This is a genomic window from Nonomuraea fuscirosea, assembly GCF_035917475.1.
GTDB lineage: Bacteria > Actinomycetota > Actinomycetes > Streptosporangiales > Streptosporangiaceae > Nonomuraea > Nonomuraea fuscirosea.
The window spans coordinates 4,800,715-4,824,367 of record NZ_CP109074.1; the positions used below are offsets into that span (position 1 = coordinate 4,800,715).

Annotated in this window: 22 protein-coding genes; 12 read left to right on the forward strand and 10 right to left on the reverse strand. The window is 72.6% G+C overall.

Features of this window, described 5'->3' with window-relative positions; all coding sequences use genetic code 11:
• Positions 1-25: 25 nt before the first annotated feature.
• From OIE67_RS22225 to OIE67_RS22235, 3 genes are read right to left on the reverse strand one after another with little or no spacing between them, the layout of a single operon-like run.
• Entirely contained in the window at positions 26-700 is a 675-nt protein-coding gene (locus tag OIE67_RS22225) for an urease accessory protein UreF (protein ID WP_326643304.1), read from the reverse strand.
• 40 nt (positions 701-740) lie between these two features.
• Entirely contained in the window at positions 741-2,552 is a 1,812-nt protein-coding gene (locus OIE67_RS22230; RefSeq protein WP_326643306.1) for an urease subunit alpha, read from the reverse strand.
• Complete coding sequence (locus OIE67_RS22235; RefSeq protein WP_106238075.1) at positions 2,545-3,192, reverse strand: urease subunit gamma; 648 nt, start codon at positions 3,190-3,192, stop codon at positions 2,545-2,547. Before OIE67_RS22235 ends, OIE67_RS22230 begins: the two co-directional genes overlap by 8 nt.
• A 349-nt stretch (positions 3,193-3,541) precedes the next feature.
• On the opposite strand from OIE67_RS22235, the gene OIE67_RS22240 reads away from it, so the two are divergent.
• The 3 genes from OIE67_RS22240 (at position 3,542) to OIE67_RS22250 (ending at position 5,144) form a co-directional block, all read left to right on the forward strand.
• Positions 3,542-4,141: a hypothetical protein gene (locus tag OIE67_RS22240; RefSeq protein WP_326643308.1), complete on the forward strand. Its 600-nt coding sequence runs from the start codon at positions 3,542-3,544 to the stop codon at positions 4,139-4,141.
• 83 nt (positions 4,142-4,224) lie between these two features.
• Positions 4,225-4,440: a hypothetical protein gene (locus OIE67_RS22245; RefSeq protein WP_106238071.1), complete on the forward strand. Its 216-nt coding sequence runs from the start codon at positions 4,225-4,227 to the stop codon at positions 4,438-4,440.
• Between the two features lie 326 nt (positions 4,441-4,766).
• Positions 4,767-5,144 carry a MerR family transcriptional regulator gene (locus OIE67_RS22250; RefSeq protein ID WP_326643311.1) on the forward strand — a complete coding sequence of 126 codons (378 nt, stop codon included), beginning with the start codon at positions 4,767-4,769 and terminating at the stop codon, positions 5,142-5,144.
• A gap of 42 nt (positions 5,145-5,186) precedes the next feature.
• Here OIE67_RS22250 and OIE67_RS22255 read toward each other — a convergent pair whose 3' ends face one another.
• Positions 5,187-5,918 (reverse strand): GntR family transcriptional regulator, encoded by a 732-nt coding sequence (locus tag OIE67_RS22255; protein WP_326643313.1) that lies wholly within the window; start codon positions 5,916-5,918, stop codon positions 5,187-5,189.
• Positions 5,919-6,111: 193 nt separating this feature from the next.
• Between OIE67_RS22255 and OIE67_RS22260 the strand changes: the two genes are divergently transcribed.
• The 3 genes from OIE67_RS22260 to OIE67_RS22270 are packed head-to-tail and all read left to right on the forward strand — an operon-like array spanning position 6,112 to position 8,364.
• A complete protein-coding gene (locus OIE67_RS22260; RefSeq protein ID WP_326643315.1) occupies positions 6,112-7,212 on the forward strand; it encodes an NAD(P)/FAD-dependent oxidoreductase in 1,101 nt (366 codons plus the stop codon).
• A 19-nt stretch (positions 7,213-7,231) separates the two neighbouring features.
• Positions 7,232-7,543: a hypothetical protein gene (locus tag OIE67_RS22265; RefSeq protein WP_326643317.1), complete on the forward strand. Its 312-nt coding sequence runs from the start codon at positions 7,232-7,234 to the stop codon at positions 7,541-7,543.
• Positions 7,540-8,364 (forward strand): SDR family NAD(P)-dependent oxidoreductase, encoded by an 825-nt coding sequence (locus tag OIE67_RS22270; protein ID WP_326643319.1) that lies wholly within the window; start codon positions 7,540-7,542, stop codon positions 8,362-8,364. Before OIE67_RS22265 ends, OIE67_RS22270 begins: the two co-directional genes overlap by 4 nt.
• A 57-nt stretch (positions 8,365-8,421) precedes the next feature.
• On the opposite strand, the gene OIE67_RS22275 is transcribed toward OIE67_RS22270, so the two are convergent.
• On the reverse strand, positions 8,422-9,069 hold the full coding sequence (locus OIE67_RS22275) for a TetR/AcrR family transcriptional regulator (protein ID WP_326643321.1): 648 nt from the start codon (positions 9,067-9,069) through the stop codon (positions 8,422-8,424).
• Positions 9,070-9,150: 81 nt separating this feature from the next.
• On the opposite strand from OIE67_RS22275, the gene OIE67_RS22280 reads away from it, so the two are divergent.
• A complete protein-coding gene (locus tag OIE67_RS22280; protein ID WP_326643323.1) occupies positions 9,151-10,293 on the forward strand; it encodes an acyltransferase family protein in 1,143 nt (380 codons plus the stop codon).
• Here OIE67_RS22280 and OIE67_RS22285 read toward each other — a convergent pair.
• Positions 10,288-10,929: a TetR/AcrR family transcriptional regulator gene (locus tag OIE67_RS22285; protein WP_326643325.1), complete on the reverse strand. Its 642-nt coding sequence runs from the start codon at positions 10,927-10,929 to the stop codon at positions 10,288-10,290. The two genes, OIE67_RS22280 and OIE67_RS22285, sit on opposite strands and share 6 nt — an antisense overlap.
• An 82-nt stretch (positions 10,930-11,011) precedes the next feature.
• Between OIE67_RS22285 and OIE67_RS22290 the strand changes: the two genes are divergently transcribed.
• Complete coding sequence (locus tag OIE67_RS22290; RefSeq protein WP_326643327.1) at positions 11,012-12,253, forward strand: cytochrome P450; 1,242 nt, start codon at positions 11,012-11,014, stop codon at positions 12,251-12,253.
• Positions 12,254-12,277: 24 nt separating this feature from the next.
• Here the strand turns inward: OIE67_RS22290 and OIE67_RS22295 are convergent, their stop codons facing one another.
• Positions 12,278-13,258 carry an LLM class flavin-dependent oxidoreductase gene (locus tag OIE67_RS22295; protein WP_326643329.1) on the reverse strand — a complete coding sequence of 327 codons (981 nt, stop codon included), beginning with the start codon at positions 13,256-13,258 and terminating at the stop codon, positions 12,278-12,280.
• A gap of 185 nt (positions 13,259-13,443) precedes the next feature.
• Here OIE67_RS22295 and OIE67_RS22300 point away from each other — a divergent pair, with 185 nt between their 5' ends.
• From OIE67_RS22300 to OIE67_RS22315, 4 genes are all read left to right on the forward strand, one after another.
• On the forward strand, positions 13,444-15,030 hold the full coding sequence (locus tag OIE67_RS22300; protein WP_326643331.1) for a Coagulation factor 5/8 type domain-containing protein: 1,587 nt from the start codon (positions 13,444-13,446) through the stop codon (positions 15,028-15,030).
• A gap of 34 nt (positions 15,031-15,064) precedes the next feature.
• A complete protein-coding gene (locus tag OIE67_RS22305; RefSeq protein ID WP_326643333.1) occupies positions 15,065-15,676 on the forward strand; it encodes a TetR family transcriptional regulator in 612 nt (203 codons plus the stop codon).
• A 37-nt stretch (positions 15,677-15,713) separates the two neighbouring features.
• On the forward strand, positions 15,714-17,336 hold the full coding sequence (locus OIE67_RS22310; RefSeq protein WP_326643335.1) for a carboxylesterase/lipase family protein: 1,623 nt from the start codon (positions 15,714-15,716) through the stop codon (positions 17,334-17,336).
• Positions 17,337-17,492: 156 nt separating this feature from the next.
• Positions 17,493-18,989, forward strand: a complete 1,497-nt coding sequence (locus OIE67_RS22315) for an alpha/beta fold hydrolase (RefSeq protein ID WP_326643337.1) — start codon at positions 17,493-17,495, stop codon at positions 18,987-18,989.
• A gap of 19 nt (positions 18,990-19,008) precedes the next feature.
• Here the strand turns inward: OIE67_RS22315 and OIE67_RS22320 are convergent, their stop codons facing one another.
• The 3 genes from OIE67_RS22320 to OIE67_RS55515 all read right to left on the reverse strand — a co-directional run bounded on the left by OIE67_RS22320 (position 19,009) and on the right by OIE67_RS55515 (position 23,504).
• Positions 19,009-19,644, reverse strand: a complete 636-nt coding sequence (locus tag OIE67_RS22320) for a TetR/AcrR family transcriptional regulator (RefSeq protein WP_326643339.1) — start codon at positions 19,642-19,644, stop codon at positions 19,009-19,011.
• Positions 19,641-20,837 carry a cytochrome P450 gene (locus tag OIE67_RS22325; RefSeq protein ID WP_326643340.1) on the reverse strand — a complete coding sequence of 399 codons (1,197 nt, stop codon included), beginning with the start codon at positions 20,835-20,837 and terminating at the stop codon, positions 19,641-19,643. Before OIE67_RS22325 ends, OIE67_RS22320 begins: the two co-directional genes overlap by 4 nt.
• 129 nt (positions 20,838-20,966) lie before the next feature.
• The gene (locus tag OIE67_RS55515) at positions 20,967-23,504 is read right to left on the reverse strand and encodes a type I polyketide synthase (protein WP_407674906.1); all 2,538 of its coding nucleotides are present in this window, start codon (positions 23,502-23,504) and stop codon (positions 20,967-20,969) included.
• Between the last annotated feature and the right edge of the window lie 149 nt (positions 23,505-23,653).

Below are 23,653 nucleotides of genomic sequence, written 5' to 3' on the forward strand. Positions count from 1 at the left end.
GCAAAACCCGGCAGCACGGCGCAGATCACGAGGCGAACAACCGCACCCGCCGGACGGCATGCCGCTCGGCCGCGATGTCCAGCAGCGGCGCGGAGACGGCGGGCAGCACCGCCACCCCCTCGGCCCGCACCCGCCGCGCGGCGCCGGCGGCCCGGCCCGCGACCTGATCGACCTCGGCGGCCAGCCCGGCCAGCACCCCGGCCGCCTCGAACGGATCGAGACCGAGCAGCCGCACCGTCGCCGCGGCCGGCCCGCTGACGCTCTCGTACGCCGCCACATGAGCGACGTCCAGCGGACTCAGCCCCGCCGACCGGCCGGCCACCCCGAGCACCACGCACTGGTGCGCGCCACCCGGCCGCGCCACGGCCAGGGCGTCCAGCTCGGCCGACGGCCATGTCACCCGGACGGCCCGCAGCAACTGCCGCCCCAGCACGCGCGCCACCCGCCGCAGCGCGGGCGCGGGAGTACGGGCGTCCGCCGCCTCCTCCAGCACGAGCGGATCGGCACCGGCCGCCGCCGCCGCGGCCAGACCCGCCGCGACCAGCCCGCTCGTGCGCAACCGGCCACGACAGAACTCCCGCAGGCCCACCACGTCGCGCACCCGCCCGGCCGCCACCGCCGCCTCGGCGCCACCCGAATGAGCGTGCCCACCGGCCGGAAAACGGCCATCGGCCAGCATCAGCAACGCGGCACGACTCATCAGGCGCACCCCTCCCCCGCGGCAGCCACGCTCGGAACAGTCAGAACAGGAAGTACCGCTGCGCCATCGGCAACACGGTGGCGTACTGCCGGTGATCGACGGCCTCCCCGTCGATCACCACCTCGTACGTGTCCGGATCGACCTCGATCCGCGGAACGGCGTCGTTGTGCCGCATGTCCTTCTTGAACACCTTGCGCGTGTCACGGATGGCGGCGAACCGCTTACCCGCCCCCACCCGCTCCGGCAGACCGGCCGCGATCGCGGCCCCCGTCACGAAGTTGACCGAGTTCGCCGCGGGCGCGCGGCCCACGGCGCCCCACACCGGGCGCGGCAGCACCGGCTGCGGCGTGGTGATGGAGGCACTGGCGTCCCCGACCTGCGCGTAGGCGATCTGCCCGCCCTTGATCACCCGATGCGGCCTGACCCCGAAGAACTTCGGCTCCCACAACACCAGGTCGGCGAGCCGGCCCACCTCCACCGACCCCACCTCGTGATCGATGCCGTGCGCGATCGCTGGATTGATCGTGTACTTCGCGACATAGCGGCGCGCCCGAAGGTTGTCGGCCCGCCCCGAGTCACCCTCCAGCGGACCGCGCCGCGCCTTCATCACATGCGCGGTCTGCCACGTCCGCATGATCATCTCACCGATCCGGCCCATCGCCTGCGCGTCCGACGACATGATCGAGATCGCCCCCAGATCGTGCAGCACATCCTCCGCCGCCATCGTGGCCGGCCGGATCCGCGACTCGGCGAACCGCTGATCCTCCTCCACCAGCGGATTCAGATGATGACAGATCATCACCATGTCGATGTGCTCGGGCACCGTGTTCACGGTGAACGGCCGCGTCGGATTCGTCGAAGCCGGCAGCACGTTCGCCACCCCCGCCATCCTGATCATGTCAGGAGCATGACCACCACCCGCGCCCTCCACATGGAAGACGTGAATCGGATCATCACCGATGGCCGCGATCGTGTCGCTCACGGTCCCGGCCTCGTTCAGGGAATCGGCGTGCAGCGCCAGCTGCACCCCCGTCGCCCGGCACACCTCCAGGCACCGCCGCAGCACCGCCGGAGTCGCACCCCAGTCCTCATGGATCTTGAGCCCCAGCACACCCCCCTCCACCTGGTTGAACAGCGACTCCACGGACATCGTGCTGCCCTTGCCCAGCAACCCCACGTTGACCGGGAAGGCGTCCAGCGCCTCGAACAACCGCGCCACATGCCAGGACCCCGGCGTCACCGTCGTCGCCGTACTGCCCTCCGCCGGACCCGTGCCCCCGCCGATCAGCGTCGTCACCCCCGAGGCCAGCGCCTCGCTCACCTGCTCAGGACAGATGAAGTGCACATGCGTGTCCACCCCGCCCGCCGTGAGGATCTTGCCGTTCCCCGAGATCACCTCCGTCTCCGGGCCGATCACGAAATCCGTCGCCACCGCATGCCCGTCATGCAGCCGATCCATCGTCTCGTCGTTGTACGCCTTGCCCAGCGCCACGATCCGGCCGTCACGAACGGCCACGTCCGCCTTCACCACGCCCCAGTGATCCAGCACCACCGCACCGGTGATGACCGTGTCCGGCGGCAGCGGAGCACCGAACCGCGCCGGATCACGCGGCGCGCACGACTGCCCCATCGACTCCCTGATCACCTTCCCCCCGCCGAAGATGGCCTCGTTCCCGCTGCGGCCAGGACCACCGCACCAGTCCTCGGTGACCTCGATCCGCAGATCGGTGTCCGCCAGCCGGATCCGATCCCCGGTCGTCGGGCCGAACCGGTCGGCGTAGCGCTCCCGGCTCAGCGGCAGATGCCGTTCGTCGACCGGCACCGGCAGCTCGGGCGCCGTCTCGTCAAGCATCCAGCTCACCCCCGACCTTCCCGTTCAGGCCCTCGACGACCCGGCGGCCCTCCAGCGGCACCAGCTGCACGTCGAGCGGACAATTCGGCTCGAAACGCACGGAACTGCCGGCCGGGACATGCAGCCGCCTGCCATACGCGGCATCACGACCAGGCTCGATGAGAAGCACCGCGTTCACCTCGAAGAAGTGAAAGTGCGAACCCACCTGAACGGGACGATCATCGGTATTGGTGACCCGCACCGTCGTCACCTCACGACCCACGTTGAACGCCACCGGCCCCGCGTCGACCGGATGATCCACCCGCCCCGGACGAACCCGCCCCGCCTCCCTCGTCGTCGCCGGAATCGGATCACGCAACGTGACCATCTTCGTGCCGTCGGGAAAGGTCGCCTCGATCTGCAGGTCGCGGATCATCTCCGCCACCCCGTCCATCACCTGCGAACCCTTGAGCACCGGTGCCGGCATCTCCATCAGCTTCGCCACCGACACGCCGTCGCGCGCGCCCTCCAGGACGTACGCCGTCAGGATCGCGACCGCCTCGGGGTAATTGAGCAGAACCCCGCGTTCCATCCGCTTGCGGGCCACGTCCGCGGCCACGTGGATCATCAGCCGTTCCTGTTCGTGCGGGGTCAGACGCACCCGCCACCTCACCTTCGCCTCCGCCCCGGAACCCCCGAAGCTTGCTCACCGAACGTAACTTGATGAGCGCGTAAAGTAAGGTGGCAAGGGGGTGACGGGTCCCTCACCCACGAGCCGCACCACCCCGCGAAGCCCGCCGCTCCCCCGCCGGCCGCGTTCACGTCGCGACCGGTCTCGCCGATTGAGATGATCATCCGGAGCCGTCGACGAAATGAGTGGTCTTTTGAGGGGCGAAAAAGGGCAAATCGTAGAAATCGAGCGCCTTTACTTTGTAGATTTACGTCATGCGACCGGGCGGCGGACAGAGCCGGCCCGGCCGCCGTCCCAGCGACTCATCAGGGAGACGGGTGTGCCCAGCCAGAGCAGAGGACGGCCGGGCTGGCTGCACGTCGGCGCGCTCGAACACCGCCTGACCCGCGCCTGGTTCCCCGGCACCTTCCCGCCGGCCGCCGTCCTGCTGGCGATCATGACGTTCAGCGCGGTGCCGCGCCCGCTGGGCACCCGCCTGGCCACCCACCTCGACGGCGGGATCGTCGTCGGGCCCGGCGCCGTACCGGACCTGCCCGGCTTCGAGGCGCTGCGCGGGGTGCCCCTGCCGGTCCAGCAGGGCGGCTGGGAGCGCAGCGCCGGCGTCTACGACCCGCACCGGCGCCGCATCGGCGTGGGCAGCACGCCCTCCCCCTCCGTCAGCGTGGCCGGCCACGAACTCGGCCACGCCACCGACCACCTGGACGGCATGCCGTCGCGGGGCGACACCTGGGCCGGGCTGCACGCCGTACGCGCCCGCCACCTGCCGCCGCCCTACCGCGAGGACGCCGCCGAACTCTTCGCCGAGGCCTTCGCCTGCGTGCTCACCCGCCGGGCCCGCCGGCTGATCGGCCTGTTCGGCGACGAGCACGCCGCCCAGCAGGCCTACACCTGGCTGGCCGGCCGGTACGGGATCGGCTGATGGCCCGCCACTCCCCCGCGTTCGCGGGCCCGCGCTATGCTGAGCGGGGAAAGGTGACGTGCGAGACGGAAGGGACGCCCCTCATGACCGCCCTCATGCTGACCGGCGGAGTTCTTCGCGTCATCGAGCCGATCACCCTGCCCGACGGCACCCGCGTCGACTGCACCCGCGACATCACCCCCGGCGCCCCCGACTACGGAGACTGGCTGCCGTTCGCCGTCCCGGAAGAGGCGGCCTGGCGCGGCGACACCGACGACGCGGCCATCCTCGACCGCTGGCGAGCCGCGGCCAGCGCCTGACCACCGCCCGGGAGTGACGCGCGTCATCGGGCCGGCGTCGCTCACGGAAGAGGGCGCTCGCCCAGCGTCTCCAGTGCGCGGGCGGAACGTGAGCCGGGCCCGGCGTGCAGGAGCAGCACCTCCAGCCCGCCCGTGCCGGTCACGGCGAACTGCTCGACCATCAGCTCCAGATCGTCGCATCCCTGCGTGACCGCCTGTCTCAGAGAGGACCCCAGCGCGACAGCTCGGCGCGGACCGACGCCGGCGACAGCGGCGGTTAGGCTGGATCCTGACATTGACGTCAGACGCGAATGTCTGACGGGGATCCCCTCTGGAAGGGACGGGCGATGCGGATCGGTGAGCTGGCGTCGCAGGCCGGGGTGAGTGTGCGGTCTCTGCGGTACTACGAGGAGCAGGGTCTGCTGAGCAGCACGCGCAGTGCCAGCGGGCAGCGCCGCTACACCGACAAGGAGGTCGAGCGGGTACGGTTCATCCAGCGTCTCTACGCGGCCGGGCTGTCCAGCCGGACGATCGCCGAGGTGCTGCCGTGCGTCGAGTCGCCCAGTGAGAAGACCAGCGACGAGGCGTTCGAGCGGCTGGTCCAGGAGCGCGATCGGATCGACCGGCACATGCGGGAGCTCGGGCAGGCTCGCGAAGCGCTCGACCTGCTCATCGACGCCAACCGTGCGCACCGGGAGCTGACGGTCTGCGTTTCGCCCGTCTGATCCGCATCTCTTCCGTTTGACGTGCTTCTCCGGCGGGAGGCGTCAGACGGGTGGCTCGTCCAGGACTGCTTGCAGGAGTCGCCAGGAGTCCATGATGTGGTCCTGGACCAGGATGCGGGCGGCCGGGCCGTTGCGTACGGCGAGGGCGTGGCGGATCGCCTCGTGCTGGCGCACGTTGGTCTCGTAGAGGCGGTCAGCGGGTGAGCCGGGCGCCCACAGGGCCTCGCCGGAGAAGACCCGCCGCAACCCGGCGATCAGCCGCTCGAACAGGGGCGCGCCCGCGGCTCTGATGATCGTGGTGTGGAAGTCCTCGTTGGCGGCGATCCAGGCGAACGAGGCGCGCTCCCGCTCGGCCGCCGGCACCCCGGGATCGCGCAGGAGCGCCGTCTGCCGGCCGAACTCCGCGTTCGCCGCGTCCAGTTCGGCCAGGCGCGCGTCCGTCATGCGCTGGGCGGCCAGTTCGGCGGCGGCGCCCTCCAGGGCGGCTCTGGCCAGGAACGTCTGCGCCCATTCGTCGCGGTCGAGCGCGCGCACCCGTACGCCTCGGTTGGGCGTGAAGGACACCAGGCCCATGGCCGCGAGCTGCCGCAGCGCCTCCCTGATCGGGGTGCGGCTGACGCCGAAGCGGTGTGACAGCTCGTCCTGACGCAGCACCGTGCCGGGAGCGAGGCGGCCGGCGATGATCATTTCCTCGATGGCCTGCGCGATCTGGTCGGCCTTCGTGGTGGCCGCCGGATCGCCGCCGGTGTCCGTCCGCAACCGGTCTGCCGTCACGCGCGGCTCCCCTTCCATGGTCGTGATCGCCCCCGATCGGGGCCAAGCCTACGGCTCTCCTCCCCCCGGCCCGGTCGCCGCGCGAGTGCTGTCACTATTCTGACTTCTCGGATCCAAGAGTTCCCGCTTTACAGCCGTGATGCCGCCGATCTAGGCTCGATCATGCCTTTTCGGATCCGATGAGGAGGGCCGGATGCGGACAGCCGAGGTCGTGGTCATCGGTGGCGGTTGTGTCGGGACCAGTACGGCCTACCATCTCGCCGCGGCCGGCTGCACGGACGTCGTCCTGCTCGAAGCGGACGCGCTGGGCTCGGGCTCGACCGGCAAGGCCGCCGGTGGGATCCGGCTGCAGCACGCCGACGCGCTCAACTCCCTGCTCGTCCGCCGCTCGCTGGCGGAGTTCCTGCGCTTCGAGGAGCTCACCGGCGTCCCGATCGGCTTCAAACAGGTGGGTTACCTGTTCCTGCTCAGCTCAGCCGCCGACCTCGACGCCTTCCGCCGGGCGGTAGGCGTGCAGCAGAGCCTCGGCATCCCCAGCGAGCTGGTGGACGTGGCGGCGGTGCGCGAGTTCGTCCCGCAGCTGGCCACGGACGACCTCGTGGGGGCCACGTTCTGCCCGAGCGAGGGGTACGCGACGCCGGAGGCGGTGGTGCAGGGGTACGCGACGGCGGCGCGGCGGCTCGGCGTCCGCGTCGAGACCGGGCGCGCGGTCACCGCCGTCCGCGCCGAGGACGGCCGGATCACCGGGGTCGACACCGACGGCGGGCCGATCGCGGCCCCCACCGTGGTCTGCGCCGCCGGGGTGCACTCGGCCGGGCTCGCCCGCGGCATCGGGATGGAGCTCCCCGTACGCGGCGAGGCCCGCGCGATCCACTACACCGGCCGCGACGGCGGCGTCCCCGGCTCGGCCCCGCTCACCGTGGACTTCGCGTCGGGGTTCTACTTCCACCGCGAGGGCCCGGGGATGGTCTTCGGCGGCCGTCAGCGCGAGCTCGAAGACCTCGGCGAGCCAGCGGTCAGGCGGCTGCCCGTGCTGGCCGGGCTGCCGATCGAGTCGTCGTGGTGGGGCTACTACGACATGAGCCCGGACTCCAACGCGATGATCGGCTCCGGCCCGGTGGACGGTTTCCACTACGCGACCGGGTTCTCCGGCCACGGCTTCCAGCAGTCGCCGGCCGTCGGCGAGCATCTGGCGCAACGGGTGCTCGGCCTGCCCGTGAGCCTGGACCTGTCCCCGTTCACCGCCGGACGGTTCCGCGCGGGCGCCGTACGTCCCGAGAAGTTCGTGATCTGACCAGCGAGAAGGAGCGTCGATGATCGCCAGAGCCTGGAAGGCGTCCGCCACCCCTGAGGGCGCGCGCCGCTACGCCGAGCACTTCGACGGCGCCGTCCTGCCCGAGCTGCGCCGGCAGGGCGGCTGCCGCGCGGCCTACCTGCTCACGCGGGAGTCGGGAGGGCTGGTGGAGATCCAGGTGATCACGCACTGGGAGTCGCTGGAGACGATCCGCGCCTTCGCCGGTGACGATCTCGATCACGCGGTCGTGGAGCCGGCGGCCCGCGCGGTCCTGACGGACTTCGAGCGGACGGTCGCCCACTTCACCGTGACGGAGGGCGAGGTCGCATGAGTGGCGGAACGGGCCGGCTCGCGGGCCGGGTGGCGATCGTCACCGGCGCCGCGCACGGGATCGGCCGCGCCATCGCCGGCGGGTTCGCCGCCGAGGGGGCCGCCGTCGTCATCGCGGACCTCGACGGCGCCGCCGCGGAGAAGGCCGCCGCCGAGGTCGCCGCGGCGGGCGGCTCGGCGGGCGGCTCGGCCGTCGGCTTCGGCGCGGACGTCGGCCGCGCGGCGGACGTGGACCGGCTCTTCGACGCCACGCTCTCCGCCCACGGCACCCTCGACATCCTGGTCAACAACGCCGGCGACGTGACCGTCCAGCGGCACTTCCTGGAATCCGACGAGCGGTGGTGGGACCACTTCCTGGACACCAACCTCAAGAGCCAGTACCTGTGCGGCCGCCGCGCCGCCGCCGTGATGGCGCCCCGGCGGTCGGGCAGCATCATCAACATGTCCAGCGGCGGGGCCACCCGGGCGCACCGGGGCATGGCCGCCTATGACGCCTCCAAGGGTGGCGTGGAGGGACTCACCCGGTCGATGGCGCTCGATCTCGGCCCGTACGGTATCCGCGTCAACGCGCTCGTGCCCGGGCTGATCGCGACCAGGCCGGCCCACTTCGAGCCGGAGGCCCGGCGGCTGCGCGACGAGACGGTGCCGCTCGGGCGGGGCGGGGTGGCGGAGGACCTGGTCGGACCGGCCCTCTTCCTCGCCGGGGACGAGTCCGCCTACGTCACCGGCGCCACGCTCGTGGTGGACGGCGGCGTGCTCGTGCAGCAGCGCAGCCCGCAGGTGGAGACGTTCCCCGTCGAGCGCTTCCCCGGGCTGGCCTGAGCGCGTGCCTCGGCCCCTCGAACAAGGAGATCCGCGAGACTCGTTCGCCGGGAACGGTCAGGAGCGTGGCGGGTCGTCGCTCGGGGGAAGGGGCAGCAGGCAGGTCAGCACGGTGGTCAACGCCCGTTCGACAGTCTCGGCGTCGACCGCCTCGGGATCGGCGATGTGCTCGTTGACCAGGCCGTTGGTCAGACAGTGCAGGATGAGCGCGGCCTGGTCCAGATCGACGGCGGGGCGGACGCCGGTCCGCTCGGCGACGTCGGCGATCGAGCGGGCCGCTCCTTCGCGCTGAGCCCGGCGCATCGGGGTGAGCACCTGCCTGGTCTGCTCGTCTCTGGCCGCGCGGGCCGCGAACTCCAGGCCGAGGTGGCCGTCGCCGCTGTCCTGCACGATGTGCCGGGTGACCAGCGACGCCACTCGGGCGATCATCGCGGGCAGGTCGTCGAGGTCACGGATCTCCTCCCGCACGGCGGCCAGTTCGCTCGCGGCGCCGTCGCCGAGGATGGCGCCGAACAGTTCCTGCTTGCCACCGAAGTTCGAGTAGACGGCCCCCTTGGTGAAGCCGGCGCCGGCCGCGATGTCCTCGATACGGGCGTCGGCGTAGCCGCGTTCGGCGAACACCCGCGCCGCCTCGGCCAGCAGCCGGCGGCGCACCTCCTCGCGCGGCAGGCGCCGGGCCGGATTCCTCTGCTCATCGCCGTTCACGACACCTAGCATACCGAAAGTACTCAATACTTTCGGTATCGTGTGGCGAGACTTGATCACCTTTCGGTTGCGGAGGACCTTTTGACGACGACGACAACGACGTCCGGGCGAGGCGGTGGGCGCCAGAACTACATCGACTGGTTGCGCAACCTGGGCATCCTGTTCCTGTTCCCGTACCACACGGCGCGGGTGTTCAACGGCGATGCCTCGTTCTACGTCAAGGGCGAGGTGAACACCTTCTCCACCGTGCTGGTGCAGCTGTCCTACTGGTTCATGCCGTTGCTGTTCCTGCTGGCCGGCTCGGCCAGCTTCCACGCGCTCAAGCGCAGGTCGGCGGGCCGCTACGTCAGCGAGCGGGTGTCCAGGCTGCTGGTGCCGCTGCTGTTCGGCGTGCTGGTGGTCGTGCCTCCGCAGGCGTACTACGCCCTGCGGTTCCATCGCGGCTACGAGGGCTCCTACGCCGGCTTTCTGTGGCGGTACTTCACCGACTTCTCCTCCTGGTCGGAATACGCGGGCGGGATCTCGCCGGCGCACCTGTGGTTCATCCTGTTCCTCTTCCTCATCTCGGCCGCGCTCGTCCAGCCGATGCTGGCTCTGGCCAGGCGGGGATACACGCCGGGGTGGCTGCGGCGGCCCCTGCTCGCCCTGCTGCCCGTCGCGCCGCTGACCGCGCTGTCGTACCTGCCGGAGGTGGGTGGGAAGAACATCTTCGTCTTCGCGGCCTACTTCATGCTGGGCTTCCTCGTCGCCACCGACGACTCGATCATGGACATGGTCGAGCGGCGGCGGCCGTTGTTCCTGGCGCTGGCGGTATGCGGGGCCGCGGGGGTTCTTCTGCTCGGCGGCCAGGAGAGCCCGCCGGCCACGGCCGTGCGCGACCTCGCCTGCTGGACGGCGTTGCTGGCCATGCTCGGGTACGGCAGGCGGTACCTCAACGGCGGGTCGAAGGCGGTGGCGTACTGCAACGAGGCGGCCTTCCCCCTGTACGTCCTGCATCAGACGTTCCTGGTCGCCACGGGCTTCCACGTTCTGCGGCACGCCGACGCCGGGCCCCTGCCGTACGTGATGATCATGACCGTGTCGTTCGCGCTGAGCCTGATCACCTATGAGATCGTGCGGCGCTGGGGCCTCACCAGATTCGTCCTCGGCCTCGGCCGCCGGAAGCCGCCGGCCGTCGCCGGGGCCGGCTCGGCGGGCGGCGCGGCCCGCCCGAGCCGGTCATGACGAACGGGGCGGGGGCGCCTGGCCGAGCAGGGGGAGCCAGATCTCGTCCACGATCTCGGTGATCGTCTCGTCCGGCACCGGGCGCATCGTCAGGAGCAGATCGTGGCGCAGCAGGTCGAGCGGCAGGTTCAGCATCCGGGGCGAGCGCGGCGCGTCCGGCAGGTCGCCGCGTTCGACCGCGCGGGCGACGATCGCCTCGAAGGCGCTCGGCAGGCCCGGCGGGAGCAGGGTGTCGCGCAGGTCGCCGAGGCTCGTTCCGGTGTCGCGGAAGTACTCCTCCAGGTGCACGCTCATCAGCGTGATCATGCCCGCGCGGTCGGCGTCGGCGTTGCGCAGGAAGCCGATCGCGTCCTCGCGCAGGCTGCCGGTGTCGGGCACGTCGATCAGCCGCCAGAACTTGGCGAGCGTGGCCAGCAGCAGGTCCTGGCGCCGGGGCCAGCGACGGTAGAGCACGGGACGGCTGGTGCCGGCGCGGGCGGCGATCGCCTCGTAGGTGAAGCCGTGGTAGCCGTGCTCGGTCAGCACGTCCCACGCGGCGTCGAGGATGGCGTCCTCCAGCTTGGCCCCGCGCCGGCGCGTCGCGCCCCCGTCCCGTGACGAGCCTTCGGACGGCGGGCGGGCGGGCTTGAGATTCACTTGCGTATCTTATCGCGGTGATCTACGGTGACCAGCGTTAGATACAGTCGCGTACTTTATTTCGGGAAAGCAGGGCATGCTGATGGCAGCCGACAGCTCGGCGAGCGTGAGCACCATGGCGATGCGGCGGATCCTGCCGACGGACCTGGTGGAGCGAGGGCGCTGTCCGTTCGACCCGCCGCCGGGCCTGCGCGGGCAGGGGGCGATCCGGCCGGTGGATCTGCTCAACGGCGCGCGGGCCTGGCTGGTGACGGGGTTCGACGAGGCCCGTACGGTGCTGTCGGACGCGCGTTTCAGCGCCGACAAGCTGCGTCACCAAGACGCGACCTCGCCCAGGCCGGCGGGGCCGGCCGGGCAGGAGACGGCGGAGCGTGAAGACGGGATCTTCGTGTTCATGGACCCGCCCGAGCACACCCGGCTGCGGCGGCCGCTGACGGGCCAGTTCACGGTGCGGCGGATGCGGCAGCTGGAGGCGCGGGTCAGGGAGATCGCGGTCGAGCACATCGAGGCGATGCGGGCGGGGGGCCCGGAGGCCGACCTGGTGCCGGCGTTCGCGTTGCCGCTGCCGTCGCTGGTCATCTGCGAGCTGCTGGGCGTGGACTACGCCGACCGCGCGGAGTTCCAGGAGCGCACGGCGGTGGCGCTCGACGCGAGCGCGACCCCGGAGGAGCAGGGCACGGCACGGGCCGGGCTGTACGCGTTCATGGGCCGCCTCGTCGCGCTCAAGCGCGCCGAACCCGCCGACGACCTGCTGTCCGGGCTCGTCCACGACACCGACCCGCCCCTGACGGACAGGCAGCTGACCGACGTCGCGCTCGGCCTGCTCAACGCGGGCCACGAGACCACCGCGAACATGCTGAGCCTGAGCACGTTCGCGCTGCTGGAGCACCCGGATCGGCTCGCGGAGCTGCGCGCCGACCCCGGCCTGATCGAGGGCGCGGTGGAGGAGCTGCTGCGCTACCTGTCGATCATCCAGCTCGGCGTCAGCCGGGTCACCACCGAGCCGGTGACGCTGGGCGGGGTGGAGCTGCCGGCCGGCGCGACCGTCGTGATCGCCACGCCGGAGGCCAACCGGGACCCGCGGCAGTGGCCCGATCCCGACGTGCTCGACCTGCGCCGCCCGCGCGTCCCGCACCTGGCCTTCGGGCACGGGGTGCACCAGTGCCTCGGCCAGCAGCTGGCCAGGATCGAGCTGCGGATCGGGCTGGGCGAGCTGATCTCCCGCCTGCCGGGCCTGCGGCTGGCGGTGCCGGCCGGGCAGGTGCCGGTACGGGACGAGATGCTGATCTTCGGCGTGCGCTCGCTGCCGGTCACCTGGTCGTGACCGGCCGGGGCCCGACGTGTGGTGTCAGCCGGTGAGCTGGGGGATGACCTTCTCGCCGAACAGCCGGATCGCGGCGAGCACCTCGTCAGGGGGCAGGCCGCCGATGTCGATCAGCACCAGGTGCGCGTCGAGCCCGAGCAGCTTCTGCTGGGCGTTGAGCCGGTCGGCCACCTCGCTGGGGCCGCCGCAGATCGCCGCGCCCTCCATCAGCGCGTCGATGTCGATCTCCCGGCCGTCGCCACGCCACGGGCTGGCGAACGTGGCGTACGCCTGGAGGTAGGGCCGCCAGCGTTCGCGCGCGTCGTCCTCGGCGACGAACACGTGGCTGGGCAGCGCGACCCGGCCGGGGGCGTGCCGCCGGTAGCCGGCCACCACGTCCAGGTAGACGCCGGGGTCGCGCAGGGTGCTGGGCAGCATGAGCGGCAGCCCCAGCTCGGCGGCGAGGTCGGCGGAGGCCGCCGAGCCGCTGCCGACCCACAGGGTGGGGTGCGGGCGCTGGACCGGGCGCGGCGTGGTGGTCACGCCCTCCAGCGGGCTGCGGAACGTGCCGCGCCAGGTGACGTCCTCCTCCCGCAGCAGCCGCAGCAGCAGGCGCAGGTATTCGTGCAGGCGCGGCCGCAGGTCGGCGGGAGCGATGCCGAAGGCGACGTCGGTCTCCTTGGACACGCCGCGGGCCACGATGAGCTCGGCCCGCCCGCCGGACAGCACGTCGAGGGTGGCCAGCTCTTCGGCGACGCGGACGGGATCGTGGTGGGCCAGCAGGGTGACGCCGGTGGACAGGCGCAGGGTGGTGGTGCGGGCCGCGATGGTGGCGAGCAGGAGTTCGGGCGCGGAGACGATGTAGCGGGTGAAGTGGTGCTCGCCGATGGCCACGCCGGTGAAGCCGGACTCCTCCGCCACCACGGCCTGGTCGACCATGGCGCGGACGCGCTCGGGCTCGGAGGGCGCGTGGCCGGTGCGTGGATCCGGCAGGTGATCGCCGAGGATCAGCAGGTAGACCTCCACAAGGCGAGACTCTACCCACGGGCGGCCTCGGCGCGGCTTCTTCGGCGCCGAGATGAGCTTCCGCCCTGAGCTTCACCTGAAGGCGGGCCGCTGAGGTGAGATCGGCTCATGTTCGGTCTTGATGCGGAGTGCCGGGCGGTGGATGCTGGCGGCAACCCCGGTACCGCAGGCTGGGAGGTCGTCCCGTGCTCCTCCACCTCACCCGAAGGGCGGCCGCGGCCGTCCTGCTGCTGTCCAGCGTGCTGATCGCGCCACCCGCCGCCGCACAGACCGCCGCCCCCGCGAATGCCCCGGTGAGCGGTTTCGTGGACGGTCACAGTCACCTGTTCTCGTACGAGGCCTTCGGCGGCAGGCTCATGTGCGGCAAGCCGTACGACCCCGCCGGCATCGCGGCGGCCCTGACCGACTGCCCCGACCACTACCCCAACGGCGAACTGGCCTGGTTCGAGAACTTCACCCACACCGGCTCGCCCTCCGGCACCCACGACCCGGTGGGCTGGCCGACCTTCCGCGACTGGCCGGCGCACGACTCGCTGACCCACCAGCAGGCGTACCACACCTGGGTCGAGCGGGCCTGGCGGGGCGGGCTGCGGGTGCTGGTCAACCATCTGGTGGCCAACCGGCAGTTGTGCGCCATCTACCCGCTGCGCCGGTACGCCTGCGACGAGATGGCCGCCATCAGGCGGCAGGCCCAGCGCGCCCGCGAGCTGCAGGACCACATCGACGCCGAGGCCGGCGGGCCCGGTCTGGGCTGGTTCCGCATCGTGGCCGATCCGGCCGAGGCCCGGCGGGTGATCGGGGCGGGCAAGCTCGCCGTCGTGCTCGGCGTCGAGACCTCCGAGCCGTTCGGCTGCCGCCAGATCCTCGGGATCCCCGCGTGCACGCGGGCCCAGATCGACCGCGGCCTCGACGAGATGCGCGCGCTCGGCGTGCGCAGCATGTTCGTCTGCCACAAGTACGACAACGCGCTGTGCGGCGTCCGCTTCGACTCCGGCACCCAGGGCGCCGTGGTCAACGTCGGCAACCTGCTCGGCACCGGCTCGTTCTGGCAGGCCCGCACCTGCACCGGGCCCGAGCACGACAACACCATCGACCCGGCCGGCGTGCTGCCCGCGCAGATCGCGCGGCTACTGCCCCCGGGCGTCTCCCTGCCGCTCTATCCCCCGGCGCCGCACTGCAACACCCGGGGGCTGACCGCGCTGGGCGAGTACATGGTGCGCGGCATGATGCGGCGCGGCATGCTCGTCGAGGTCGACCACATGAGCGTCAAGGCCGCCGACCGCACGCTCGACCTGCTGGAGGCGGCGGGTTATCCGGGCGTGGTCTCCTCGCACAGCTGGTCCGACCCGGCGTTCCTGGCGCGCATCTACGCCCTCGGCGGCATGGTCACGCAGTACGGCCACGACGCCGAGCACTTCGTCGCGGAGTGGCGGCGCACGGTGCCGCTGCGGCAGCAGTACCAGGTGCCGGGGTACGGCTACGGCCTGGACGTCAACGGCCTGGGCCGGCTGCCCGCCCCGCGTCCCGGCAACGCGGCGAACCCGGTGACGTACCCGTTCACCTCCCACGACGGCTCCCAGGTGCTGGACCGGTTGCGGACCGGGCAGCGCACGTGGGACGTGAACGTGGACGGCGTGGCCAACTACGGCCTGGTCCCGGACTGGATCGAGGACATGCGCCTGCTGGCCGGCCCCGACCTGGTGCGCGATATGGCGGCGGGCGCTGAGTCGTACCTGCGCACGTGGGAGAACGCCGAAACCGGCGCCCGGTGACCTACGATTTGCTTGGGTGAGCTATTGTTTGCTCATGCCAGCAAATGAGCCGCCGCGTGAGCCCGGCCGGACCTTCACGGAGGTCGGGCGCCGGGCGCAGATCGTGGCCGCCGCGATCGAGACGATCGCCGAACTGGGGTACACCCGTACCTCGTTCGCCCAGATCGCCAAGCGCGCGGGCCTGTCCAGCACGGGCCTGATCTCGTACCACTTCGCCGGCAAGGCCGAGCTCTTCGAGCAGGCCGTGCTGCAGATCTACGGCGAGATCACCGCGTTCATGACCCAGCGCCTCGAAGGGCACAAGACGGCGTCGGCCGCCCTTCGCGCCTACATCGAGGGGAACGTCGAGTTCTCAGCGACGCACCCGGCGCAGATGAAGGCGTTGCTCGACATCTTCGTCAACGGCTGCATCGACTACGACGAGCCGAAGGAGCGCACCGCCGTGTCGCCGCTGGAGCGGATCCTGCGCTGGGGCCAGGAGTCGGGCGAGTTCCGCGACTTCGACGTCCGGGTGATGGCGACGAGCGTGCAGCGTTCGGTCGAGGGGCCGAACTTCCTGCTCGCCGGCGACGCGACGCTCGATCTGCAGGCTTACGCCCGGGAGCTGGTGACGCTGTTCGAGCGGGCCACTCGCGCGGACACGTGACCGGGCGGTCAACCCCTACGACAGGAGAGACGTTCTCATGCTCACCGTGCACCACCTGGTGTACTCCGCCCTCGCCCTGCTCATGGCCGGCACGGCCACGCCCGCTCAGACGACGGGACCGCCCGTCTCCCCGCCTCCGCCCAGCGCATCCGAGCAGGTGACCGGCTCGCCGGTCGTGCGCCTGCCCTCGGGCCGGGTCCGCGGCCTCGACCAGGGCGCGGTCCGTACGTTCTCCGGCGTCCGTTACGCGCAGCCACCGGTCGGCCGCCTGCGCTGGGCGCCGCCCGAGACCGCCGAGCCGTGGTCCGGGGTGGCCGACGCCACCAAGCCCGGCGCCGCGTGCCCCCAGGCCCAGTTCCCCGGCGTGCCGCCCACCTCCGAGGACTGCCTGTCCGTCAACGTCACCATGCCGCGTGACACCGGCGGCAAGCGGCTGCCCGTGCTGGTCTGGTTCCACGGCGGCGGGTTCACCACCGGGGCCGGCAGCCAGTACGACGCCAAGCGGCTGGCCACGCAGGGCCGTGTCATCGTGGTGACGGTGAACTACCGGCTCGGCGTGTTCGGCTACTTCGGCCACGAGGGGCTGGCGGGCTCGGGCACGTTCGCCATGGCCGACCAGATCGCCGCGCTGCGCTGGACGCGGCGCAACGCCGCCGCGCTCGGCGGCGACCCGCGCAACGTCACGGTCGCCGGTCAATCCGCCGGCGGCATGAGCACGTGCGCGCTGCTGACCAGCCCCGCCGCGGCCGGCCTGTTCGACAGGGCGATCATCTCGTCCGGGTCGTGCCTGATCGACTGGCCCGACGGCGGGCTGTTCCCCACCGCTCCCGGGCACACGCCGTACGCGTCCCTGGCGACCACGCGCAAGGACGGTGCCGCACTCGCCGCCGAGCTGAAGTGCGACAAGGGCTCTGCCGAGGAGACCCTCGACTGCCTGCGCGCACTCCCCGCCGCCGAGCTCGTGCCGCACACGCAGGCGTTCGCCGACCATCTCACGTACGGCACCCCGCTGCTGCCGGTCCACCCCGCCGACGCGCTGCGCAAGGGAACGTTCCACCGCGTGCCGGTGATCTCCGGCGGCGCCCGCGACGAGATGCGCTCCTTCGTCGCCGGCGCGATCATGGCCGGCCAGAAGTTCACCGCCGAGCGCTATCCCGAGCTGCTGAAGAACGCGTTCGGCGACCGGGCGGACGCGGTGGCGGCCCGCTATCCGCTCTCCGCGTACGCGTCACCGGCGCTGGCGTGGGCGACCGTGATCACCGACCGGTCCTGGGCCTGCCCCGCGCTGGAGGGCGACCGGCTGCTCGCCCGCCGCAACCCCGTCTACGCCTTCGAGTTCGGCGACCGCGACGCGCCTGACATCAACGGCGTCGAGGTCCCCGGCTTCCCCCTGGGCGCGACCCACGCCACCGACCTGCCGTCAGTGTTCGACCTGGGTGGCCGCTACGCCCTCAAGGCGCCGCCGCAGCAGCGGCTCGGCGCTCAAATGGTCGGCTACTGGGCCGCCTTCGCCAGGACCGGCGACCCCAACGGGCAGGGTGCGCCGCGCTGGTCCCGCTTCACCGGGAAGGGACCCGTGCTCGGCCTGGTGCCGGACGCCGTCAAGCCCATCGGTTACGGCGCCGACCACAAGTGCGCCTTCTGGAGGTCGATCGGCTGACCGCTTCGCGGCGCCCGCGCGACCGGCGCGGTCGCCGCACTCCCCCGGCCCGCCGGTAGGATTCCTTGGTCATGATCCAGGAAGGCGTTGAGGCGCGGCGGGACCGGGCGGGTGCCGTGTGAGCAGCTCCGGCGGCCGATCGACGGCGGGAGCGGCGTGCCACGAAGAGTCACCCTGATCGCCACCGCCCTCATGCTGACGGCCGGCCTGCTGACCGCCCCGGCGGCGTACGTGGCGCGGGCGTTCGTGACCGGGCCGGACGTCACGGACGCGGTCGGCGGGCGCGGGATCACCTGGCGGCCGTGCGAGCGGGAGCCCGACGTCGACTGCGGCACGCTGGCCGTGCCGATCGACTGGTCCAAGCCGAACGGCCCTGCCGTCCGGCTGGCGCTGGCCCGGCGCAGGGCCACCGACCCCGCCGCCCGGATCGGGTCCCTGCTGGCCAACCCCGGCGGGCCCGGCAACTCCGGCGTGGACGACATCCTGCGCAACCCGTCCGGCTTCAGCGAGGAGATCCGGCGGCGGTTCGACATCGTCGGCCACGACCCCCGGGGCGTCGCCCGCAGCGGCTCGGTGACCTGCCCGGCCTCGGTCTACAACGAGATGCCCGACCCGGTCATCACGAGCGAGGCCGCCTTCCGCGCCTGGGTCGCGTACGGCAAGAGGCTGCACGCCGGCTGCCGAGAGCTCACCGGCCCCCTGTACGACCATCTCGACGCGGCCGACGTGGCGCGCGACATGGACGCCGTCCGCGCCGCGCTCGGCGAGGAGCGGCTGACCTCGTACGGCGTCTCCTACGGCACGCTCGCCCAGCAGATGTACGCCGAGCTGTTCCCCGGCCGGGTCAGGGCCATGGTGCTGGACGGCAACATGGACCACAGCCTGACCGTCAAGGAGTTCCAGGTGAGCGAGGCGGCCGCGGTCCAGGACGGTTTCGACGAGTTCGTCGCCTGGTGCGAGCGGGACGCCGGCTGCGTGCTGCGCGGGCGGGACGTACGGGCGCTGTGGCGGGGGCTGCTGGAGCGGGCGGAGCGCGGCGAGCTGTCCTGGCCCGGCCTGTTCGGCCGCACGGTGCGCGCCCACGACCTGCTCTGGCTGGGCGTGGTGCTCAACGAGGCGCCCGCCTGGCGGCGGCAGGCCGCGACGCTGCTCGCCCTGGCCGGCGGGCCGGTGCCGGGGGACCTGCCGGATCCGCCGGGCGACGGGCGGGCGTACGGGGAGTTCGCCGAGCTCCCGACCGCGATCCTCTGCGAGGACTTCGACCTGTCGCTACGGGACTACGCCGAGTACGCAGACGTGCTGCGCGCCGCGAACGCGGTGGCTCCCGACCTGCGCTACAACCCGATGCCGATGGGCGACATGCCGATCTGCCAGGGCCGCCTGCCCGGCAACCCGCCGCATCGGCTGCGGTACACGGGCGACGCGCCACTGCTGGTCGCCACTTCGCTGCACGACCCCGAGACGCCGTACGGGTGGTCGGCGAACGTGGCCCGCCAGCTCGGCGGCAAGGCCACGCTGCTCACGTACGAGGGGTGGGGCCACGGCGTCTACGGCATGACCGGGTGCGTGACGGCCGTCATGGACGCCTACCTGATCTCGCTGACCGTGCCCGCCCCGGACGCCCGCTGCCCGGCCGAGGAGCCTCAGGGGTAGGCCGGGCAGGGGCCCGTCGTCACGTCTTCGAGCAGCCTCCGGAGGCGCGGTCGAGGAAGTGCTGCCCGGACGGCGCGGGCAGGCGGTCGGCGGACGGCCGCAGGCTCGACAGCAGCAGGGCCAGGTAGCGGCGCGGGTCGTGCTGGCCGGGGTCGCCCGGATGGGCGGTGGCCAGCGCCATGATGACGATCGCCGCCAGGTCCCGTACGGACACGTCGTCCCGCACCTTGCCCGCCTCCTGGGCGCGGGTCAGGACGGTGCTGAGCGGCCCCATGAAACGCTCCGCGATGTCGACGCTCAGCGCCCGCGACTGCTTGACCGCCATCACCAGCCCCTGGTGGGCGGCCAGCGTGTCGACCGCTCCCGCCAGCGCCCCGGCCAGCGCGGCCCCGGCGTCGGCCTCGGCCTCGCCGCGGGCGCTCAGCGCCAGCGGCTCGATCTCCTCGGCGAAGTAGGTCAGGAAGGCCGCTCTGATCACGCCGTCACGGTCGCCGAAGCGCCGGTAGACGGTGGCGCTGCCGATGCCCGCCCGCCGGGCGATCTCGTCGAGCGAGGCGTCCGGGCCGCGTTCGCGGAAGATCTCGATCGCGGCCCGGACGATCCTGTCGGCGTTGCGTACCGCGTCGGCCCGCTGCCGCTGTTCCGGCACGGTCACCAGGCGACTTCGAAGGAGGTCAGGCCGTAGACGACGTTGAACGCGCGGAACTCGGGCGAGGTGCCGGTCTCGCGCAGCTCGGGGAAGCGCTCGAACAGTGCCGGGAAGGCGATCCGCATCTCCATCCTGGCCAGCGGCGCGCCCAGGCAGTGGTGCACGCCGTGGCCGAAGGCGACGTGGCCGAGGTCGCCGCGGGTGATGTCGAGGCGGTCGGGCTCGGAGATGTAGGCCGGGTCGCGGTTGGCCGCGGGCAGCGCGCACATCACCAGCTCGCCGGCCGGGATGCGGACGCCGGACAGCTCGACGTCGGTCATGGTGACCTTGCCGGTGCCGGAGTGCACGATGCTGAGCCAGCGCAGCAGTTCCTCCACCGTGGCGCCGATCCGCTCGGGGTCCTTCCTGAGCAGGTCGAGCTGGTCGGGGTGACGCAGCAGGGCCAGGGTGCCGAGCCCGAGCATGTTGGAGGTGGTCTCGTGGCCGGCCAGCAGCAGCAGCGCGGCGATGCCCACCAGCTCGTCGGTGGACAGGTCGTCGCCGTGCTCGCGGACGAGCATGCCGAGCATGTCGTCGCCCGGCTCCGCCTTGGCGCGGGCGACGAGCTCGCCCATGTAGGCGCGCTGTTCCAGGTTCGCCGCCGTCCGCTCCGCGACCGGGAGCGAGATGTCCAGCACCTTGCCGGTACGCCGCTGGAACCCCTCCCGGTCCGCGTACGGCACGCCGAGCAGCTCGCAGATGACCAGCGAGGGGATCGGCAGGGCGAAGGCGGTGACCAGGTCGGCCGGCGAGCCCGCGCGCTCCATCGCGTCGAGGTGTTCCTGGACGATCTCGTGGATGCGCGGCTCCAGGCGGCGCATCCGGCGCATGGTGAACTCCGGCGTCAGGAAGCGGCGCAGCCGGGTGTGCTCGGGCGGGTCGAAGGCCAGCAGGTTGCCCGCCCGCAGCCGGTTGAGCTGCTCCTCGCTGTACTGCGCGGCGGCGCCCATCCGGAACGCCATGTTCTGGGCGTTGCTGAAGCGCGCGGCGTCACCGAGCACCTCGCGGACGTCGGCGTAGCGGCTGACGAGCCAGGCGTCGACGCCGAACGGGGTGGTCACCCGCCGCACGCCCTCCTCGTCGCGCGCCGCCGACAGCTCGGGGTCGGGATCGAACACGTCGCGCCGCATGTGCAGGGGCAACGTCACAGGTTCGCTCATGTCATCTCCCGTGCGGAACCGGCCCCGGACGGACTTCGTCGACCGCCTCCCGTAAGACCGCGTCCCCTCACAAACGAGAGTAACCCATCGTTTCGCCGGGTGCGCGATCTTGCCCGGCGCGAATTCCCCTCAGCGGTCGAGGGTGGCCAGCCATCCCTCGATCGCCTCCGTCATGGACGGGGCCATCTCCTCCAGCATGGTGAAGTGATCGCCCTTGACCTCCTTGGCGCACTGGGCGGCCGGCCACGACGAACGCCACCGTTCGGGAGCGGGCTGTGACAGCGGCGTGTCCGGGGTGATGAACAGGATCGGCGCCGCCACCTCCTCCAGCGTGGTCTCCCTGAAGAGCCGGTAGTAGCGGCCCATGGCGGACAGCCGGGCGTCCGAGAACGGGCCGAACCGCTCCTCCCGGTCGAACATGCCCCGCATCATGTCCTCGCCCAGGTCGTCGATGAGGGCGTCGTCCGGCAGGAAGGTGTCCAGCAGCACGAGCCCCGCGGGCGGCAGGCCGCGCCGCTCCAGGAGGGTGGCGACCTTGTGCGCGAAGTTGCCGCCGGCGCAGTAGCCGAGCAGCGCGTACGGGCCGCCGGGCGGGACGGAGGCGGCCACGATCTCGGCCCACAGGGCGACGGCGGCCGCTACGTCGGCCGGCAGTCCCTCGTCCTCGGCGTAGCCGTGCACCGGCAGCGCGTACAGGTCCCTGATGCCGCGGAAGGCGGCGCCGAGCCGGGCGAACTGGGCCGCGCCGCCGAGCGCCATGGGGGTGCTCATGCAGAACAGCGGCAGTCCGGCGGGGCCCTCCGCCAGCTTGAGCGCGGCCGGGAGCGCGGGCAGGTCGGCGGGCGAGCCGAACGAGTCGCGCAGGCCGGCGGCGGCTTCGAGCAGCACCAGGCTCTCGTGGACGCGATGGTCGCGCATGGCCTTGCGCAGCAGCGTGCTGAGCCCGCCCTGCTCCCCCGTCCGCCCGAGCCGGCCGGACAGGTGTGCGGCCAGCGCGGACGGGCTGGGGTGGTCGAAGACGACGGCGGTCGGCAGGCGCAGGCCGATGGCCTTGCTCAGGGCGTTGCGCAGCTCCACGGAGGTGAGCGAGTCGAAGCCGGCCTCCAGGAAGTTCTGACCGGCGCCGAGCGCCTCGGGATCCGCGTGGCCGAGGATCCTGGCCGCGTGGGTCCTGACGAGGTCGCGCAGCTTGGGCAGCCGCTCCTCCTCGGGCAGCGCGGCGAGCCCGGGGTCCCCGTCGCGGCCGTCGTCCCCGGCTTCCGCGGTGAGGATCTCCTGGACCTCGGGCAGCGCGCGCAGCAGGGGGCGGGGCCTGGCCAGCGTGTAGGCGGGGGCGAACCTGGCCCAGTCGATGTCGGCCACCACCAGGCGCGTCTCGTCGTTCTCCAGCGCGCCTTCGAGCACGGACGCGGCCCGGCTCGGGTCCATGCCGCGCAGGCCGAGGCGGCGCAGCCACGCGCCGATCTCGCCGTCCGCCATGCCGCCGCCGTCCCAGGCGCCCCAGGCGATCGACAGCGCGTGGCCACCTCTGGCGCGGCGGGCGTCGGCGAGCGCGTCCAGCACGGCGTTGGCCGCCGCGTACGCCGCCTGCCCGGCTTGGCCCCAGACGGCCGCGCCCGAGGAGAACAGCACGAACCGTTCGAGGGCGTCGCCGGGGAACAGGGCGTCGAGGTTGGCCGCACCCATGACCTTGGCCTCGGCCACGGCGGCGAGCGCGCGCGGGGTGAGGTCGGCGAGCGCGGCGCTGTCGTGGACGACGCCGGCGGCGTGGAACACCGCGGTGGGCGCCGGCCCGTCGAGCGCGGCGGCCAGGGCGGTGCGGTCGGCGACGTCGCAGGCGATGATCGTGACGCGAGCGCCCCGTTCGGTCAGCTCGGCCTCCAGCTCGGTGGCCCCGGGCGCGGCTCGGCCGCGTCGGCCCAGGAGCACGATGTGCCCGGCACCGCTCTCGGCGAGGCGGCGCGCCACATGAGCGCCGACACCACCGGTGCCACCCGTGACGACGACCGTACCGTGAGGCCGCCAGGCGGCTCCGGCCTGGCCTGGGCCGTGGAGGTGCCGGGTGTCGTCCGCCGGGCTGGTGTTGCGGGAGTGCCGGGTGTCGTCCGCCGGGCCTGTGTCGTGCGGGTGCCGGGCGTCGCCAGCCGAGCCTGTGCCGCTGGAGCGACCGGCGTCGCCCGCATGAGCCATGGTGCCGGCGCGGATCAGGCGCCGGCCGTACGCCTTGCCGTCCCTGAGCGCGAGCTGGTCCTCGTCGCCGGTGAGGGCGGTGACCAGGACGGCGAGGTCGGCGGCGGTGGGGTCGGCGGGCAGGTCGATCAGGCCGCCCCAGGTGGCGGGGTGATCGAGGGCCAGCACGGTGCCGAGTCCCCAGACGGCGGCCTGGTACGGCGCCGTCACCTCGCCGGGCCGTTCGGTGGCGACGGCGCCGCCGGTGACGGCCCAGACAGGAGCGGTGACGCCGGCGTCCGCGAGCGCCTGGGCGACGGCGAGCGTGGCGACGGTGCCACGGGCGAGCACGGGATGCGCTGGGTGCGGCCGGTCGTCCATGGCGACCAGCGACAACACCCCATCGAAGACGCCCTCGCGCACCGCGTCCGAGAGTGCGACGGGGACGGGCTCGGCCGTCGCGTCCGGAGTCGGCTCGGCAGGGGCGGGCGCGTCCATGGCGGGCTCGGCTGAGGTGGGCCCGGCTGAGGTGGGCCCGGCTGAGGTGGGCCCGGCTGAGGTGGGCCCGGCTGAGGTGGGCTCAGCAGAAGTGGGTCCGGCCGGGGTGTGCTCGCCAGAGGTGTTCGCGACGGTTACGGTGGCGCCGC

Coding starts and splice junctions, on each gene's coding strand:
- OIE67_RS22225 (WP_326643304.1), bottom strand. CDS start 700: ATGAGTCGTGCCGCGTTGCTGATGCTGGCCGATGGCCGTTTTCCGGCC.
- OIE67_RS22230 (WP_326643306.1), bottom strand. CDS start 2,552: ATGCTTGACGAGACGGCGCCCGAGCTGCCGGTGCCGGTCGACGAACGG.
- OIE67_RS22245 (WP_106238071.1), top strand. CDS start 4,225: ATGACCGCCCTCATGCTGACCGGCGGAGTTCTTCGCGTCATCGAGCCG.
- OIE67_RS22250 (WP_326643311.1), top strand. CDS start 4,767: ATGCGGATCGGTGAGCTGGCGTCGCAGGCCGGGGTGAGTGTGCGGTCT.
- OIE67_RS22260 (WP_326643315.1), top strand. CDS start 6,112: ATGCGGACAGCCGAGGTCGTGGTCATCGGTGGCGGTTGTGTCGGGACC.
- OIE67_RS22265 (WP_326643317.1), top strand. CDS start 7,232: ATGATCGCCAGAGCCTGGAAGGCGTCCGCCACCCCTGAGGGCGCGCGC.
- OIE67_RS22270 (WP_326643319.1), top strand. CDS start 7,540: ATGAGTGGCGGAACGGGCCGGCTCGCGGGCCGGGTGGCGATCGTCACC.
- OIE67_RS22290 (WP_326643327.1), top strand. CDS start 11,012: ATGGCAGCCGACAGCTCGGCGAGCGTGAGCACCATGGCGATGCGGCGG.
- OIE67_RS22305 (WP_326643333.1), top strand. CDS start 15,065: ATGCCAGCAAATGAGCCGCCGCGTGAGCCCGGCCGGACCTTCACGGAG.
- OIE67_RS22310 (WP_326643335.1), top strand. CDS start 15,714: ATGCTCACCGTGCACCACCTGGTGTACTCCGCCCTCGCCCTGCTCATG.
- OIE67_RS22325 (WP_326643340.1), bottom strand. CDS start 20,837: ATGAGCGAACCTGTGACGTTGCCCCTGCACATGCGGCGCGACGTGTTC.
- OIE67_RS55515 (WP_407674906.1), bottom strand. CDS start 23,504: ATGGACGCGCCCGCCCCTGCCGAGCCGACTCCGGACGCGACGGCCGAG.